Origin of the sequence: Lentzea sp. CA-135723, assembly GCF_050936595.1 — a bacterium.
Lineage (GTDB): Bacteria > Actinomycetota > Actinomycetes > Mycobacteriales > Pseudonocardiaceae > Lentzea.
The window spans coordinates 12813-29562 of record NZ_JBNJMK010000002.1; the positions used below are offsets into that span (position 1 = coordinate 12813).

Genomic DNA, 16750 nt, shown 5'->3' on the forward strand with positions numbered 1-16750 from the left:
TGCTGGTGGCGCGGCTCACTCTCTTCGCAACACGTAGTTCAAGGAGGAACAGTGGCCACCACGACCACAGGGCGCAAACCGATCTACAAGCACCTCTACTTCTGGGTGCTGGTCTCCATCGTTCTGGGCGCTGCCGTCGGCTTCCTGTTCCCCAAACAGGCGTCCGAGATGAAGTGGCTCGCCGACCTGTTCGTGAACCTCGTGAAGGTCGTCATCGCGCCGACCATCTTCGCGACGATCATCGTCGGCATCGCGGGCCTCGGAAACCTCGCCAAGGCCGGTGGCCTCGCCCTCCGCACCATCCTCTACTTCACCGCGATGACCACGGTGGCGCTCGCCATCGGCCTCATCGTCGTGAACATCGTGCAGCCGGGTCACCACGGCGGCGAGATCACGCTGAACGCGAGCCAGGCCGACGCGACGCTGAAGTCCGCCTCGACCGCGGAGACCGGTGTCACCGGCTTCATCCTCAGCCTGGTGCCGAAGTCGTTCGTCAGCGCCTTCACCGACGGTCAGCTGATCCAGGTGCTCGTGGTCGCCATCCTCGTGGCCGTCGCGGTCGCCGGCATGGGTGAGCGCGGCGCCAAGGTCGTCTCCGCCATGGAGACGCTGTCGAAGGTCATGTTCGGCATCATCAAGATCGTCATGTACGTCGCCCCGATCGGCGCCTTCGGCGGCATCGCCTACACCGTCGGCAAGTTCGGCGGCAGCGTCCTCGGCAAGCTGCTCTGGCTGATGGGCTCGTTCTACGCGACCTGCCTGCTGTTCGTGATCGTGGTGCTCGGCCTCGTCGCGAAGTTCGCGGGCTTCAGCCTCTTCAAGTTCCTGCGCTACATCAAGGACGAGATCCTGATCGTCCTCGGCACGTCGTCCTCCGAGTCGGTGCTGCCGCGCATGATGGTCAAGCTGGAGGCGGCGGGCGCTCAGAAGTCGGTCGTCGGCCTCACCATCCCGACCGGCTACTCGTTCAACCTCGACGGCACCTGCATCTACCTGACCATGGGCGCGATCTTCATCGCCCAGGCCACGGGTCACGACGTGTCGATCGGTGTCCAGATCGGTCTGCTGCTCTTCATGCTGATCGCGTCGAAGGGCGCTGCCGGTGTCACCGGCGCCGGCCTCGTCACCCTCGCCGCCTCGCTGCAGGCGTTCGAGGCCCACTCGGCCATCCCCGCGGTCGGCATCGCGCTGATCGTCGGCATCGACCGCTTCATGTCGGAGGCCCGCGCCATCACCAACGTGATCGGCAACGGTGTCGGCTCGCTCGTGGTCGCCGCCTGGCAGAAGGGCCTCGACAAGGAGCGCCTGACGCACGTCCTCAACAACCCGGACACCGTCGACGTCGACGACCTGCTCGCGAAGCAGACCGGCGAGAACGACGACAAGAAGGAGCCCGTCGCGGCTCACTAGGACGTCCGTGGCTGGAGGCGACTCTTCCCGCCTCCAGCCACGCGACCAGCGACCTCCCTGTATGCCGAGGTCCCGCTCTCCCCGCATGCGGCGCGGGGTGAACGGGACCTCGGTCTTCTGTTTGGCGTGGAACGGTCCCGGGTGAACGCGCGTGAGCGTCCGCTAACTGGGACGGCAGGCGGCTGATCAGCCAGGACGGCGCTTTACCCGGCCCATCCACTGATAAATCGGGAGTGTCGCGCAACTCTCACTCGACCGGCACGAGTTGAACAGTCGGTTACGCTAACTCGGCTGTAACGAACGCCGACGTTGGCCGCAATGTCGTTCCCCAGCGGGGAATCGTTACACATCCATGACCTAGATCACCCATTGGCGGGTGTCCCTGGGTTTCGCGGCTGTTAAAGTCGCGTCAACACGCGGGCCATCGTCGTCCCGTGCTCCCACCTGTTGGTTCGAGGTCTGAGCACGAGGACTTTAGTTCTTTACGCGAGGACGACGAAGGAGGTCTGCGCAGTGATCTTCTCCGCCATCCCCGGCCCCCAGGGTCTGTACGACCCGTCTGAGGAGCGCGACGCCTGTGGTGTCGCCATGGTGGCCGACATCCAGGGCAGGCGTTCCCACGGCATCGTGAGCGATGCGCTGACCGCGCTCGCGAACCTGGAGCACCGGGGTGCCGCCGGTGCCGAACCCACGTCGGGTGACGGTGCGGGCATTCTTCTGCAGCTGCCGGACGAGTTCCTGCGGGCCGTGGTCGAGTTCGACCTGCCCGAACGCGGGCAGTACGCGGCGGGAATCGCGTTTCTGCCGTTTGAGACCGAAGAACGCGCCGCCGCGATGCAGGAGATCGAACGCATCGCCGAGCAGGAGAGCCTCGAGGTCCTCGGCTGGCGCGACGTCCCGACCGACCCGGAGAAGGCCAACGTCGGCCCGACCGCGATGTCGGTGGCGCCGCACTTCGCGCAGCTCTTCGTGAAGGGCACGCGCGACGAGGCCGGCATCGCGCTGGACCGCCTCGCCTTCGCCCTGCGCAAGCGGGTCGAGCACGAGGGCAGCGTCTACTTCCCTTCCCTGTCGGCACGAACGATCGTCTACAAGGGAATGCTGACGACCGAGCAGCTGCCGGAGTTCTTCCCGGACCTGCACGACGAGCGCCTCTACACGGCGATCGCGCTGGTGCACAGCCGCTTCTCCACGAACACCTTCCCGTCGTGGCCGCTCGCGCACCCGTTCCGGTTCGTCGCGCACAACGGTGAGATCAACACCGTCCGCGGCAACCGCAACCGCATGCGCGCCCGCGAGGCGTTGCTGGACAGCGAACTGATCGCCGGCGACCTCGCCAGGCTGTTCCCGATCTGCAACCCGGACGGCTCCGACAGTGCCAGCTTCGACGAGGTGCTGGAGCTGCTGCACCTCGGCGGCCGCAGCCTGCCGCACGCGGTGCTGATGATGATCCCCGAGGCGTGGGAGAACCACGCCACGATGGACCCGAAGCGCCGTGCGTTCTACCAGTTCCACGCGTCGCTGATGGAGCCGTGGGACGGCCCGGCCTGCGTCACGTTCACCGACGGCGAGCTCGTCGGCGCGGTCCTCGACCGCAACGGCCTGCGTCCCGCCCGCTGGTGGCAGACCGCCGACGGCCGGGTCGTGCTGGCATCCGAGACGGGTGTGCTCGACGTGCCGTCCGACCAGGTCGTCGCGAAGGGACGGCTGCAGCCCGGCCGCATGTTCCTCGTGGACACCACGCAGGGCCGCATCATCGACGACGAGGAGTTCAAGTCGAACCTCGCGTCGGAGCAGCCCTACGACGAGTGGCTGCACGCCGGCCTGCTCGACCTCGCGGACCTGCAGGACCGCGAGCACGTCGTGCAGAGCCACGAGTCCGTCGTGCGCCGCCAGCTCACCTTCGGCTACACCGAGGAGGAGCTGCGGATCCTGCTCACGCCCATGTCGATCATGGGCATGGAGCCGCTGGCGTCGATGGGCACCGACACGCCGGTCGCGGCGCTGAGCCAGCGCTCCCGGTTGCTCTACGACTACTTCGTGCAGAACTTCGCGCAGGTCACGAACCCGCCGCTGGACGCGATCCGCGAGGAGATCGTCACGTCGGTCAAGCGCGTGATGGGCCCCGAGCAGAACCTGCTCGACCCCGGCCCCGTCTCGTGCCGCCACGTCACGCTCGACTACCCGGTGATCGACAACGACGAGCTCGCGAAGCTCATCCACATCAACGACGACGGCGACCTGCCGGGCTTCGCCTGCACCGTCCTGTCCGGACTGTACGAAGTGGACGGTGGCGGCGAGGCGCTGAACGCCGCGATCGAGCGCGTGCGCCGCGAGGCGTCGGAGGCCATCGCGAACGGCGCCAGGACGCTGGTGCTCAGCGACCGCGACTCGGACCACCGCATGGCGCCGATCCCGTCGCTGCTGCTGGTCTCCTCGGTGCACCACCACCTGGTGCGCACCAAGGAACGCCTGCGCGTCGCGCTCGTCGTCGAGTCCGGTGACTGCCGCGAGGTCCACCACGTCGCCGCCCTGCTGAGCTACGGCGCCGCCGCGGTCAACCCGTACCTCGCGTTCGAGACGATCGAGGACCTGATCAGCCAGGGCGCCATCACCGGCGTCCCGGCGCACAAGGCGATCCGCAACTACGTCAAGGCGCTCGTCAAGGGTGTCCTGAAGATCATGTCGAAGATGGGCATCTCGACGGTCGGCGCCTACACCGCGGCGCAGATCTTCGAGGCCGTCGGCCTGTCGAACGACCTGCTCGACGAGTACTTCACCGGCACGCAGTCGAAGCTCGGTGGCGCCGGTCTGGAGGTGCTCGCCGAGGAGGTGGCGCTGCGCCACCGCCGTGCGCACCCGGACAACCCGACCGCGCGCGAGCACCGCCGCCTCGAGGTCGGTGGCGAGTACTCGTACCGCCGCGAGGGCGAGCTGCACCTGTTCACGCCGGAGACGGTGTTCCTGCTGCAGCACGCGACGAAGACGCGCAAGGAGGACGTCTTCCGCCAGTACACGGCGGAGGTCGAGCGCATCTCCCGGCAGGGCGGCACGTTGCGCGGGCTGTTCAAGTTCCGCAACGAGGGCCGCACGCCGATCCCGATCGACGAGGTCGAGCCGGTGAGCTCGATCGTCAAGCGCTTCAACACCGGCGCCATGTCGTACGGCTCGATCTCGGCGGAGGCGCACGAGACCCTCGCCATCGCGATGAACCGCCTCGGCGGCCGGTCGAACTCCGGTGAGGGCGGCGAGGACCGCGAGCGCCTGTACGACCCGGAACGGCGTTCGGCGGTCAAGCAGGTCGCGAGTGGACGGTTCGGCGTCACGAGCGAGTACCTCGTGAACTCCACGGACATCCAGATCAAGATGGCGCAGGGCGCGAAGCCCGGTGAGGGCGGCCAGCTGCCCGGCTTCAAGGTCTACCCGTGGGTCGCGCGCACCCGGCACTCCACGCCGGGTGTCGGTCTGATCTCGCCGCCGCCGCACCACGACATCTACTCGATCGAGGATCTGGCGCAACTCATCCACGATCTCAAAAACGCGAACGAGCAGGCCCGGGTTCATGTGAAGTTGGTCAGCTCCATCGGCGTCGGCACGGTCGCCGCCGGTGTGGCCAAGGCCCACGCGGACGTCGTGCTGATCTCCGGCTACGACGGCGGCACCGGCGCCTCGCCGATGAACTCGCTCAAGCACGCGGGAACGCCGTGGGAGATCGGTCTCGCCGAGACCCAGCAGACGTTGCTGCTCAACGGGTTGCGCGACCGCATCACCGTCCAGGTCGACGGCGCGATGCGCACCGGCCGTGACGTCGTCGTCGCCGCGCTGCTCGGCGCCGAGGAGTTCGGTTTCGCGACCGCGCCGCTGATCGTCGCGGGCTGCGTCATGATGCGCGTCTGCCACCTGGACACGTGCCCGGTCGGCGTCGCCACGCAGAACCCGGACCTGCGCGCCCGCTACACCGGCCAGGCCGAGCACGTCGTGAACTTCTTCGAGTTCATCGCGCAGGAGGCCCGCGAGATCCTGGCGGAGCTCGGTTTCCGCACGATCGACGAGGCCGTCGGGCACGCGGAGCTGCTCGACAAGGACGAGGCGATCGAGCACTGGAAGACCGAGGGCCTGAACCTCGAGCCGGTCTTCGAGGTGCCGGAGACCCCGTACCCGACGGCGAAGCGCAAGGTCCGCGACCAGGACCACGGCCTCGACAAGGCACTGGACCGCACGCTGATCCAGCTCGCCGAGGCGGCGCTGGAGGACGCGCACCAGGTGAACCTGGAACTGCCCGTCCGCAACGTCAACCGCACGGTCGGCACGCTGCTCGGCGCCGAGGTCACCCGCCGCTTCGGCGGCGAGGGCCTGGAGGACGACACGATCCGGGTCAAGCTGACCGGCTCGGCCGGGCAGTCGCTCGGCGCGTTCCTGCCGCGCGGCATCACGCTGGAAATGGTCGGCGACGCGAACGACTACGTCGGCAAGGGCCTGTCCGGCGGGCGGATCATCGTCCGGCCGCACGACGACGCGCCGTTCCGCGCCGAGCAGCAGGTGATCGCGGGCAACGTGATCGGCTACGGCGCCACGTCCGGTGAGGTCTTCCTGCGCGGACGGGTCGGCGAACGCTTCTGCGTGCGCAACTCCGGCGCGCTGCTCGTGGCGGAGGGCGTGGGCGACCACGCGTTCGAGTACATGACCGGTGGCCGGGCCGTGGTGCTCGGGCCGACCGGGCGCAACGTCGCGGCCGGCATGTCCGGCGGTATCGCGTACGTGCTGGACCTGGATCCCCTGTCGGTGAACCAGGAGATGGTGAATCTGCAGCGCCTCAGCGCCGAGGACCTGCGTTGGCTCAAGGTCGCGGTCACCAAGCACCACGAGGCGACGGGGTCCGCCGTCGCCGCGTCGCTGCTCGGGGACTGGACCCGCAGGGCCGGTGCGTTCACGAAGGTCATGCCCGGCGACTACCAGCGCGTTCTCGAGGCCATGCGCCTCGCCCGCGCCGAGGGCCGGGACGTTGACGCGGCTGTCATGGAGGCGTCTCGTGGCTGATCCACAGGGTTTCATGAAGTTCTCCCGCTCCGACGCGCCGAAGCGTCCGAAGCCGGAGAGGTTGCAGGACTGGAACGAGGTCTACCTCCAGGAAGCCCCGGAGGAGCGCAACGCCGCCGTGCGCACGCAGGCGACGCGGTGCATGGACTGCGGCATTCCCTTCTGCCACAGCGGAACGGCGGGCTGTCCGCTCGGGAACCTGATCCCGGAGTGGAACGACCTGGTGCGCCGCGGCGACTGGGAGCTCGCCTCGGACCGCCTGCACGCCACCAACAACTTCCCGGAGTTCACCGGCAGGTTGTGCCCGGCGCCGTGCGAGGCCGCCTGCGTGCTGGCGATCTCGAACGACGCCGGTGGCGCCGTCGCGATCAAGCGCGTCGAGGAGACGATCGCGGACATGTCGTGGGAGAACGGCTACGTGCAGCCGTCCCAGGCGGCCGTGTCGTCCGGCAAGCGCGTCGCGATCGTCGGCTCCGGTCCTGCCGGACTGGCCGCGGCGCAGCAGCTGACCCGCGCGGGCCACGAAGTCGTCGTCTACGAACGCGATGACCGCCTCGGCGGGCTGCTGCGGTACGGCATCCCCGAGTTCAAGATGGAGAAGAAGGTCCTCGACCGCAGGCTCTCGCAGCTGCGCAAGGAGGGCACGAAGTTCGTCACCGGCTGCGAGGTCGGCGTCGACGTCACGGTCGAGCAGCTGCGGGCCGAGTTCGACTCGGTCGTGCTCGCCGTCGGCGCGCTGCGCGGCCGTGACGACAAGTCGACGCCCGGCCGCGAGCTCGAGGGCGTGCACCTCGCGATGGACCACCTGGTCCCCGCGAACCGCGCCGTCGAGGGCGACGGGCCGTCCGCGTTCTCGGCCGAGGGCAAGCACGTCATCGTCATCGGCGGTGGCGACACGGGCGCCGACTGCTACGGCACCGCGACCCGCGAGGGCGCGCTGTCCGTGACGCAGCTCGACCAGTACCCGATGCCGCCGTCGGTCCGCGACGACGACCGCTCGCCGTGGCCGGTGTGGCCGCACATCCTGCGCACGTACCCCGCGCACGAGGAGGCGGGCGAACGCCGCTTCACCGTGGCGGTCAAGCGTTTCGTGGGCGACGACGAGGGGCACGTGCGGTTCATCGAGCTGCAGCAGGTGCGGGTCGAGAAGGACTCGTCCGGCCGCCGTTCGGTCGTGCCGGTGTCCGACGAGATCGAGGTCCTGCCCGCGGACATGGTGCTGCTGGCGATCGGCTTCGAGGGCGTCGAGCACATGCGGCTGCTGGACGACCTCGGCATCTCGCTGACGCAGCGCGGCACGATCTCGTGCGGCTCCGACTGGCAGACGAGCGCGCCCGGCGTGTTCGTCTGCGGGGACGCCCACCGCGGCGCCTCCCTGGTGGTGTGGGCGATCGCCGAGGGGCGGTCCGTGGCCAACGCCGTGGACAACTTCCTCACGGGTTCCTCGAACCTGCCGTCGCCGGTCATCCCGAACCAGCTTCCGCTCGCTGTGGTCTGACAACGGCGTCCGACCAGCGGAGAGCAGCATGACGCCCCGCGCGACAAAGGAGTCGCGCGGGGCGTTCGCCTTTTCCCAAGAGCCTGTTGGTAGATGGTCATGCCGCGGTTGAGCTGGGTTGTCTGGGCTGGCCCCCAGCGTGCTGGTGGTGGGTCGCCGGAGAGTTCTCGGGTCAGACGGCGGGTCAGCCAGCCGAACGTCCTCTCGACGACCCATCTGCGGGGCAGTACCACGAAGCCCTTGATGTCGTCGGTGCATTTGACAACGGTGAGTGTCAGGCACAGCACGGCTTTGGCCCGCGTGACGAGGCGTCCTGCGTAGCCGCCGTCGGCTGCCACGGTGTCGGCACCGCGCACGGTCTGGGCGTCGATGACCGCTGCGGCAGGCCCCCCGTTCGCTCCACCGTTCGAAGAACGCATACACCGCTTCTCAGGGCGGGAGGTCGGCCGGCAACGCCCGCCACTCGATGCCATAGCGGGTTAGACAGCCGATCGCGTCCACCATCGCGTGCGGGTCGTGCTTCATTGGCGCTCCGGCAGGGCTCTTGCGCAACTCGGCCATGACCGCCCGCGCTTGCGGCTCCGACACCTGCCACTGCTCATCGGTCAGATCAGACGGATACCGACGTGTTCGGTCACAACATGCGCAACCAGACACGCCACAACTCGCCTTCGCGGCCTCGACACGGTAGACAGACGTCCTGGGGCTTTTGGTGATCAAGTTGGTGGTGCATCTCGACTACCAGAAGCCCGACCTTCATGCCCTCACGCTCACGACCGACCCGCACCATTCGCCAACAGACTCCTGGGGAGGAAGTCGTGCGAGTTCTTTTCTCGTCATCGCCGGGGCTTGGCCACCTGTTTCCGATGATCCCGCTCGCCTGGGCGCTGCGGGCCGGGGGTCACGAGGTGCTGGTCGCCAGCACCGGTGACGTCGTCGAGCGCGCCGCGCAAGCCGGGCTGCCCGCGGTGGAGGCCGCGCCGGGGCTGGACATGATGACGTTCTTCGGGACCACTGTGCGGGAGAACGAGCGGTTCGGGGACTTCGCCGCGATCCACGAGCTGTTCGTGGAGGACCCGCGGCGGGCGACGGAGCTCGTCGCGCGGGTGTTCGCCGCGCTCGGCGACCGGCTCACCGAGGGGATGCTCGCCGCCGCCCAGGGGTGGCGGCCGGACCTGGTGGTCTTCGAGCAGATGGACTCCGCGGGCCCGTTCATCGCCGCGAAGCTCGGAATTCCCGCCGTGCAGCACAACTTCGGTTCGGCGCGCGGGACCGACGAGCTCGCGCTGTACGCCAAGTACACCGACGCCTACGACCGGCATGGCGTGACGCGGCCGACCGAGGCCGACGCGATCATCGACATCGCCACCGAGGGGCTCGGCACCCCGCAGATCGGGTGGCCGATGCGCTACGTCGCGTACAACGCGGGCGGGGTGCTGCCGGGGTGGCTGCTCGCCGAGCGGGAACGGCCGAGGGTGTGCGTCACCCTCGGCACCGCGGTCGGCCTGATGTCCGTCGGCGCGCTGGGCCAGATCGTCGAGGCGGCCAAGGAGATCGACGCGGAATTCATCTTCGCGCTCGGCGACTCCGACGTCGCGGAACTGGGCGAACTGCCGGAGAACGTGCGCCTCGTCGAGTGGATCCCGTTGAACGCCCTGTTGGAGCACTGCGACGCGATCGTGCACCACGGCGGCTCCGGCAGCACCTTCACCTCGCTGGCCGCCGGAGTGCCGCAGTTGTTGCTTCCGCACGCCGCCGACCAGTTCGACAACGCGGCACTCGTCCGCGACGCTGGTATCGGCCTGTGGCTCGAAGACACCGCCGTGGACGCTTCGCATCTCACGAAGCTGTTGGAGGACAAGGAGATCAGGGCGGCGTGCGAGCGACTCCGCGCGGAGAACGCCGCACGCCCCCTGCCATCGGAGCTGGTGTCGAAGCTCGTCGCGCTGGTGAGCTGATCCGGCTTGGTGATCCGGGGTGAACACCGAGGGGCGGCGACGGGGGTCTGAGCGGGGGCGGTGGACATTGCCCCGACACGGCACGGACCGAGGAAGACCCAACATGGGTGGTGTGATCATCAGCGAGTCGGAGGAAGGCGCCCCGATCGAGGACCTGCCCTGGGTCATCGTGTTCCAGTCCCTTGACGATTCGTGGGACTCCTTCACCTGCGGGCCATGCGAGCGGGACCCCGCTACTGTCCACTGAGGACGAACAGTGCGCCACCGACCGCCAGCAGCGTTCCGGTCACCGCGACCGCGCACAGCCACGGCCGGTCGCCACGCCGGTAGATCTCGTTGTGCCTGCGGGCGTGCCGACGGTCGGACTCGAAGTCCAGCCGCCGCCGGGGCATCCGCCCGTCGGCGTCCGGCACCTGCGCTGGCGAGGTGACCTGGGGGAACACCGGGACCGCCTGCGGCGACACGTGCGGCTGACCGCGCTCGTCCCACGCCAGTCCCACTCCGAAGCGCTGATTCGGGTAGCGCAGCTCGGTTGGCAGCTTGTCCGCGGGCCGTACCATCGGCCGGTCCTTGGCCTTGAGCTGGTTCGTGCCCCTGGTCAGCTCGCCGAGCAGCACCATTCCGCCGCGTCGATGGAGGCGCCGACCTCGCGCAACCATTCGCCAACACGCTCTAAGGTGTCCGGCGTGGCATGGGCGATCCGGGGAGAGTTCGACAACCGCGGCTGGGACGACGTCGCGCGCTGGTTCGGCGAGCTCGGGCAACACCCGGATTTCGCGTCGCACCAGCACATGCGGGACATCGTCGCCAGCGTGCTCCACCACCGGATGACCCACCGGCCACGACCGCGTGGAGTGCCCGAGGCCGTTCCCGCGTTCTGGGCGATGGCCGGGGACGAGGTCGGCATCACCCCGTAGCGCAGGTGTCGCGATAGGACAGTTCAGGAAGGTGTTGCCGCCACTCCCGTGCGGTGAGCCCGCCTTCCGCCACCTCGCACGCGAGCGCGAGCGGGTCGCCTGCCCGCAGCTGCCCGGCGGCCGCCAGCCGGGCGTTCAGCTCGGAGCGCGTGTCCGCGTTGGGGGAGAACGAATGCGCGGCCAGGCTGAGGCGCAGCGCCAGCCGCGGTGAGTGGTCGCGCGCGACCTGGGCCTGCGCGATCAGCGAGCGTGCGATCGCCCTGTCCCGTTCCCCGCTGGCCACGCTCCACTGGGCCGCCGCGAGACCGGCGGCGCCGACCGCCGTCACGAGGAAGACCGCGAGCCAGCTGATGGTCTGCCTGCGGTCGCGGCGGCGTTGACGGCGCAACACGTCGATCCTGCCGCGGCTCACGTCGAGGAACCGGCGGGCGGCCGGCGAGAGGTCGTCGGCGGCCACCAGCGGCTCCACGGCCGCGAACGTGTCCTCGTTGAGCAGCAGGTGGTCGGCGCGGCCACCCTCGATCCACTGCGAGGCGTCGAGCTCGACGGACTGGGCGGCGCGCAGGCCGATCTGGCGTTCGTCGATCGCGGTGCGCAGCGGGCGCCACTCGGTGAACAACGCCTCGTGCGCCACGCCGATCCAGCGGCCCTGGTGGTCGCCGCTCGCGGTGAGCAGGCGGTGCCGGACGAACACCTCCAGCGCGTCCTGCGTCCGCGAGTCCAGCTGGGCGAGGCTCACGCGCTTGCGGGTCGGCCTGCCGGTCTGGTCGAGCGTGGCGAGGGACGCGAGCCGGGCGAGGAGCTGTTCTCGGCTCGCCCGCGTCTCCGCGACGGCGAAGTCGAGCACCTCGTCGGCGTGCCTCGCCAGCGCGCCGTGGACGCCGCCGAGGTGCTCGTACCGCTCGCTCGACAACGTGCCGCCGCGGGGCACGCCCATCGCCAGGTGCTGCAACGTGAACGCCAGCAACGGCAGCGCCTCGCCGCTCGCCGTGTCCTCGACCAGCCTCGCCACCAGTTCCGGGTGCACCTTGAGCCCGGCCACCCTGGCGGGCCCGGTGATCACGACGTTCAGCACCTCGCGCGCGAGCGGCGCGAGGACGTAGCTGCCGAGGTGCACGCCGCCGAGTTCGGGCAACGTCCGCAGCTGGTCCAGGAACTCCGACCGCAGCGTGGCGACGACCCGCACGTTGCCCGCGATCGCGTCCCTGAGCAGGGTCGCGACCTGCTCGCGGTCCTTCTCGGCGGCACGGGTGAAGAGCTCCTCCGCCTGGTCGACTGTGATCAGCAGCCTGCGGTCGTCGTCCACGAGCTCACGGGCCACGCCGTGCAGCCCGTCGAGCACCAGGCGGTCCTTGGTCTCCTGCGCGGACCAGCGCAGGCCTGCCCGTGCCGCGGTCTTGCGCACCGCGCGGGCGAGGGCGTCGAGCGGGTCGTTACCCGGCAGCCACGGCGGTACGACGAGCCAGCGCGGGTCGTCCGCGAGCTGCGCCAGCAGACCGGCCCTGACGAGCGACGACTTGCCGCAGCCGGACGGACCGACGACGGCGAGCAGGCCGGGCGCGCGGCGGACCTTGCGGGCCAGCGCGCGCGTCTCGGTGTCGCGGCCGAAGAAGACGGCGCTCAACGCGGTGCTGAACGCGTCCAGGCCGGGGAACGGCTCCTGGTCCTTCGCGAGCTTGCGGCCGCCAGCGTCGAAGTGCCGCAACGCCTTGCGCAGGTGCTCGCGCGCGGTGGCGTGCGGGATGTGGTTGAGGTGGTTGATCAACGGGTGGATGACGCCGCCGAGCTGCACGGGCAGCAGCAGGCACCCCAGCGCGTCCGCGATGGCGACCTCGGCGGTGCACCAGCTCGACCTGACCGACGGTTCGCTGACGACGCAGACGACGGCGTCCGCCCGGCGCAGCTCGTGGTGCAGGCGTTCTCGCCACGCCTCTCCTACCTGGATTCCGTCATCGGGGTGAACTTCCAGGAACGTCTCGTGGTCGGGGTCGAGCCAGTCGCGGATCTGTGTCGCGATCGCCACATTCTGTGTTGCGTGGCTGATGAAAACCCTCGCCACGACCGCCTCCTTTGGCATTCGGTCACCGATTGTGCAGAGCCGGAAGGGATCGGTGGCCCGTTGTCCACTAATTGGCACATCTACAACGCGGTGATGCCACTCTGCGTGTACGTACGTTTCCGTGAAAACGGAAACACTTTCGGGTGAAACTTCTGTGTGATCCGGGCGAAGTCGGTCTCGTATATCGCGCGGGTTGTCCACTTCGGGCGAAACTGATAGTCGTAGATCAACTCAGTCGGGGGGTGTCGGCATGCGCAGTGTTCTTCTCGCTGTCATCGTCGCGCTCTGCGCTGTGCTCACCCCGGCCGTGTCGACCGCGTCGATCGGCGCGCCACCACCGAAGTCGAAGACCTCCGCCCCCAAGGAAGAGGCGCCCCGCGAGGAGCGCGACCCGAGCCGGCTGCGCCTGTTGGTCAGCTCGGTGGACCGTTCGTCCAACGTGGCCGCGCCGTCGTTCTTCACCGTGTTCACGCCCCGTGCCGTGCCCGGTGTTCTCGTGCTCGTGTCCAACGCCGAGCCAATAGCGGTCTGGCGCACACCTCCTGCGTTGCAGGTGTTCCGCAACTGATCGGACCACTCTCCCCGATCAAACCGAACACTTAATCCAATCGCAGTGAGGGATTTCCATGGACTTCCATCGCTTTGTTCAGCATGCCCGCGCACACGCCGCTTCGCGTTCCAGTGCGCTCGGCCGCAAGCTCGCCGCAGGTCAGCAACCCACGACGATGTTCATCACGTGCGCGGATTCGCGGATCGTGACGGCCGCCATCACCGGCGCCGAGCCCGGTTCGTTGTTCGAGATGCGCACCGCGGGCAACGTCATCCCGCCCTATTCGCTCACCGCGCCGTCCAGCGAGATGGCCACGATCGAGTTCGCCGTGCTCCAGCTCGGCGTGAGCGAGATCGTCGTCTGCGGCCACTCGCACTGCGGTGCGGTCGGCGCGCTGAACGGCGGCGGCATCGACCACCTGCCCGCGATGCGCGGCTGGCTGCGTCCCGGACAGCCGCGGCAGGCGTCCGGCCCGGCGATGCGTCCCGAGGGCCAGGACCACGTCCGCGCCCAGCTGGAGGTGCTGCTGGCGTACCCGTTCGTGGCGGAGAAGGTCGCCGCCGGGTCGTTGCGCGTCCACGGCTGGTTCTACGACATCGAGACCGGCGAGGTCTCCGCGTGCGCCGAGCACGCCTTCCTTCCGCTGTAGGGGTCTCGACGTGATGAAGAAGTACTGGACCGACCTCGGTGCGTCGGTCGTCGTGTTCCTCGTGGCGCTGCCGCTGTGCGTGGGCGTGGCGGTGGCGTCCGGGGTGCCGGCCGAGCTCGGCATCGTGACCGGCGTGGTCGGCGGCATCGTCGTCGGCCTGCTGCCGGGCAGCTCGATGCAGGTGAGCGGGCCGGCCGCCGGGCTGACGGTGCTGGTGGCGGATGCCGTCAGCCGGCACGGGATCGCGGCGCTGGGCGTGATCGTCCTCGGCGCCGGGCTCCTGCAGGTGGCGCTGGGCTTAGCGAGGTGCGGGCGGTGGTTCCGCGCGATCTCGCCGTCCGTCGTGCAGGGCATGCTGGCGGGCATCGGCCTCGTGCTGATCTTCGGTCAGCTGAAGCACCTCACGGTCTCGCCCGTCGCGCTGGCGCTGGGCCTGCTCACCGTGCTGATCATGCTGCTGTGGCAGCGCACCCCGATGAAGGTGGTGCCGGGCATCCTCGTCGGCGTGGTGGTCTGCACCGCGATCGCGGCGGTGTTCGCGTCACCCGTGGACCGCATCACCGTGGGAACGCTCTCCGCGGACGTGCACCTGCCCGACTTCTCGTTGCTGAGCACGGGGGTCATCGGCACGGCGGTGGTGTTCGCCCTCGTCGCCTCGGCCGAGTCGATGTTCAGCGCGGCCGCCGTCGACCGCATGCACGACGGCCCGCGCACGCGGTACAACAAGGAACTGGTCGCGCAGGGCGTCGGCAACACGATCTGCGGTCTGCTGGGCGCGTTGCCCATGACGGCCGTGATCGTGCGCAGCGCGGCCAACGTCAACGCGGGCGCCCGGACGAAGGCGTCCCGGGTGCTGCACGGCGTGTGGCTGCTGCTGTTCGTGGTGCTGCTGCCGGGGCTGCTCACGCTGATCCCGGTGGCCGTGCTGGCGGCGGTCCTGGTGCACGCGGGCTGGAAACTGCTCGGTCTGCGCGAGGTCGTCTCGTTGTGGCGCACGGACAAGGCGGAGAGCTTCATCTTCGTCCTGACCGCGGGTCTCATCGTGGGGACCGACCTGCTGACCGGCACCGTGGCCGGCCTGCTCGCCGCGGTCATCAAGACCGCCTGGGACGTCTCCAGGCTGCAGGTGACGGTGACGCCGGAGGGGGTGGCGTTGCGCGGCAACGCGACGTTCCTGCGGCTGCCGGTGCTGCTGGACGAGCTCGACCGGGTGGACCGGGAGCACGTCCGGATGGACCTGAGCGGGGTCAGGCACCTCGACCAGGCCTGCGGGCAGGCGATCGACCAGTGGGTGGACCAGTCGCGGCGGGCCGGCAAGACCGTCGACCTGGTCGGCAGATAGCAAGAAAGGCGCCGCGACCGTGGGGGTCGCGGTCGCGGCGCCTTCCTCATTCAGGTGGTCACTAGTGGGTCGTGAACTGGCCGCGCACCGCGCCACCGGGGAACGGTCCGGTGTGGATGTTCGAGTAGAAGTCCTTGGGGGACTTGCGCAACGCGTCCAGCGTGGCCTTGTCGGCGGTGGCGGAACCCGAGACCGCGAAGATGCCGTTCGGGACGGCCGTGCCGAAGAACGTGATCTTCACGGCGCCGTTGACGCCCTTGGCGCCCTGGTGGACGTGGCCGAGCGTCGGCGCGTCGATGTTCACCCAGGCCAGCGAGAAGTCGACACCGGTGGCGGTGGGCTGCACGAACGTGATGGCCTGGCCGTCCGGGTCGCCGACCTTCGGGCCGTCCTGCACCGGGACCTCGTTGCGGCCGTTGGAGAACGCGCGCAGCTTGCCGCCCTTGATGATGTCGAGCGGGTTGACCTGCCTGGACAGCGGCTTGAGCTGGCCGCGGACCGCGCCACCGGGCTTCTCGGTGCTGTGCAGGTTCACGTAGAACCCGGCCGGGTTCCTGCGGATGTCCTCGGCGAGCTGGGCGTCGACCACGGTCTGGCCGGCGGCCGCGTTCAGCGTCTCCGGCATCGGGGTGGTGAACAGGTTGACCTTCACCGCGCCGTTCTGGCCGGCCGCGCCCTGGTGGATGTGGCCGAGGGTGAGCTGCGAGGTCTTCTGCCACTGCACGGCGAACGTCACGCGGTCGCCGCGGACCTCGACCAGGGCCTTCGCGCTGGCGTCGTTGTCACCGACGGCGGGACCACCGGCGGTCGGGACCTCCTGGCGGCCGTCGAGGTCGGCAGAGAAGAACAGCGGTTTGCCGGTCGCGGGCTTGACCGGGGGCTGGTTCTGGACCGGGGTCTGGCCGGTCGCGGGCGGCGGCGTGCCGTGCGCACCGTGGTCCTGACCACCGTGCTCCTGGCCCGCGCCACCGGACTTCGTGGCGGTCGGCTGCTTCGCCGAACCGCCCGCGTCGATGTTCAGGGTGGTGCCGTCGGCGGTGAAGTTCTCGAACGCCGAGCCGCCGTTCTTCACGACCACGCGGACCTCGACCTTGCCGGCGCCGGGCTTCACGGTGAACGTGCGCGACTCGCCCTTCTTCGTGCTGTCGAGGCAACGGCCCTCCAGCTGGTCGGCGGCGCAGAACGACGCCTCGTAGCCGGCCGTGTTGGTGATCTTGACCGTGACCTCGCCCTGGGCGGCGGACGCGGGAGTGACGACGCCGAGGCCGAGTCCGGCTGAAAGAAGGCATGCGGCAGCGACGGTTCTGGTGACAGACATGGGATTGGGCTC

12 protein-coding genes and 1 pseudogene are annotated in these 16750 nt (G+C 69.4%); 8 read left to right on the forward strand and 5 right to left on the reverse strand.

The features are described 5' to 3' along the window. The first annotated feature begins 51 nt into the window (after positions 1 to 51). The 3 genes from dctA to ACQEU1_RS35995 all read left to right on the forward strand — a co-directional run bounded on the left by dctA (position 52) and on the right by ACQEU1_RS35995 (position 7945). A complete protein-coding gene (gene dctA, locus ACQEU1_RS35985) occupies positions 52 to 1410 on the forward strand; it encodes a C4-dicarboxylate transporter DctA (protein WP_433212121.1) in 1359 nt (452 codons plus the stop codon). A 513-nt stretch (positions 1411 to 1923) separates the two neighbouring features. After that, the gene (gene gltB, locus ACQEU1_RS35990; protein ID WP_433212124.1) at positions 1924 to 6447 is read left to right on the forward strand and encodes a glutamate synthase large subunit; all 4524 of its coding nucleotides are present in this window, start codon (positions 1924 to 1926) and stop codon (positions 6445 to 6447) included. Then, positions 6440 to 7945: a glutamate synthase subunit beta gene (locus tag ACQEU1_RS35995; RefSeq protein ID WP_433212127.1), complete on the forward strand. Its 1506-nt coding sequence runs from the start codon at positions 6440 to 6442 to the stop codon at positions 7943 to 7945. Before gltB ends, ACQEU1_RS35995 begins: the two co-directional genes overlap by 8 nt. Positions 7946 to 8109: 164 nt before the next feature. On the opposite strand, the pseudogene ACQEU1_RS36000 reads toward ACQEU1_RS35995, so the two are convergent. Continuing rightward, positions 8110 to 8193, reverse strand: a pseudogene (locus ACQEU1_RS36000) (IS5/IS1182 family transposase); the annotation flags it as partial. A 181-nt stretch (positions 8194 to 8374) separates the two neighbouring features. Then, positions 8375 to 8602 (reverse strand): transposase, encoded by a 228-nt coding sequence (locus ACQEU1_RS36005; RefSeq protein ID WP_433216947.1) that lies wholly within the window; start codon positions 8600 to 8602, stop codon positions 8375 to 8377. A gap of 209 nt (positions 8603 to 8811) precedes the next feature. On the opposite strand from ACQEU1_RS36005, the gene ACQEU1_RS36010 reads away from it, so the two are divergent. Next, entirely contained in the window at positions 8812 to 9903 is a 1092-nt protein-coding gene (locus ACQEU1_RS36010) for a nucleotide disphospho-sugar-binding domain-containing protein (protein WP_433212129.1), read from the forward strand. Positions 9904 to 10136: 233 nt separating this feature from the next. Here ACQEU1_RS36010 and ACQEU1_RS36015 read toward each other — a convergent pair whose 3' ends face one another. Beyond that, entirely contained in the window at positions 10137 to 10523 is a 387-nt protein-coding gene (locus tag ACQEU1_RS36015; protein WP_433212132.1) for a hypothetical protein, read from the reverse strand. Between the two features lie 66 nt (positions 10524 to 10589). Between ACQEU1_RS36015 and ACQEU1_RS36020 the strand changes: the two genes are divergently transcribed. Then, the gene (locus tag ACQEU1_RS36020) at positions 10590 to 10820 is read left to right on the forward strand and encodes a hypothetical protein (RefSeq protein ID WP_433212135.1); all 231 of its coding nucleotides are present in this window, start codon (positions 10590 to 10592) and stop codon (positions 10818 to 10820) included. On the opposite strand, the gene ACQEU1_RS36025 is transcribed toward ACQEU1_RS36020, so the two are convergent. Beyond that, positions 10810 to 12897, reverse strand: a complete 2088-nt coding sequence (locus tag ACQEU1_RS36025) for a TIR domain-containing protein (protein WP_433212137.1) — start codon at positions 12895 to 12897, stop codon at positions 10810 to 10812. The genes ACQEU1_RS36020 and ACQEU1_RS36025 overlap by 11 nt on opposite strands. 232 nt (positions 12898 to 13129) lie before the next feature. On the opposite strand from ACQEU1_RS36025, the gene ACQEU1_RS36030 reads away from it, so the two are divergent. The 3 genes from ACQEU1_RS36030 to ACQEU1_RS36040 are packed head-to-tail and all read left to right on the forward strand — an operon-like array spanning position 13130 to position 15420. Next, positions 13130 to 13447, forward strand: coding sequence for a hypothetical protein (locus ACQEU1_RS36030; RefSeq protein ID WP_433212140.1), 318 nt, complete (start codon positions 13130 to 13132; stop codon positions 13445 to 13447). Between the two features lie 58 nt (positions 13448 to 13505). Then, positions 13506 to 14078 (forward strand): carbonic anhydrase, encoded by a 573-nt coding sequence (locus ACQEU1_RS36035; RefSeq protein ID WP_433212143.1) that lies wholly within the window; start codon positions 13506 to 13508, stop codon positions 14076 to 14078. A gap of 13 nt (positions 14079 to 14091) precedes the next feature. Continuing rightward, positions 14092 to 15420 carry a SulP family inorganic anion transporter gene (locus ACQEU1_RS36040; protein ID WP_433212146.1) on the forward strand — a complete coding sequence of 443 codons (1329 nt, stop codon included), beginning with the start codon at positions 14092 to 14094 and terminating at the stop codon, positions 15418 to 15420. 61 nt (positions 15421 to 15481) lie between these two features. Here the strand turns inward: ACQEU1_RS36040 and ACQEU1_RS36045 are convergent, their stop codons facing one another. Further along, the gene (locus ACQEU1_RS36045) at positions 15482 to 16738 is read right to left on the reverse strand and encodes a CHRD domain-containing protein (protein WP_433212149.1); all 1257 of its coding nucleotides are present in this window, start codon (positions 16736 to 16738) and stop codon (positions 15482 to 15484) included. Positions 16739 to 16750: the final 12 nt, after the last annotated feature.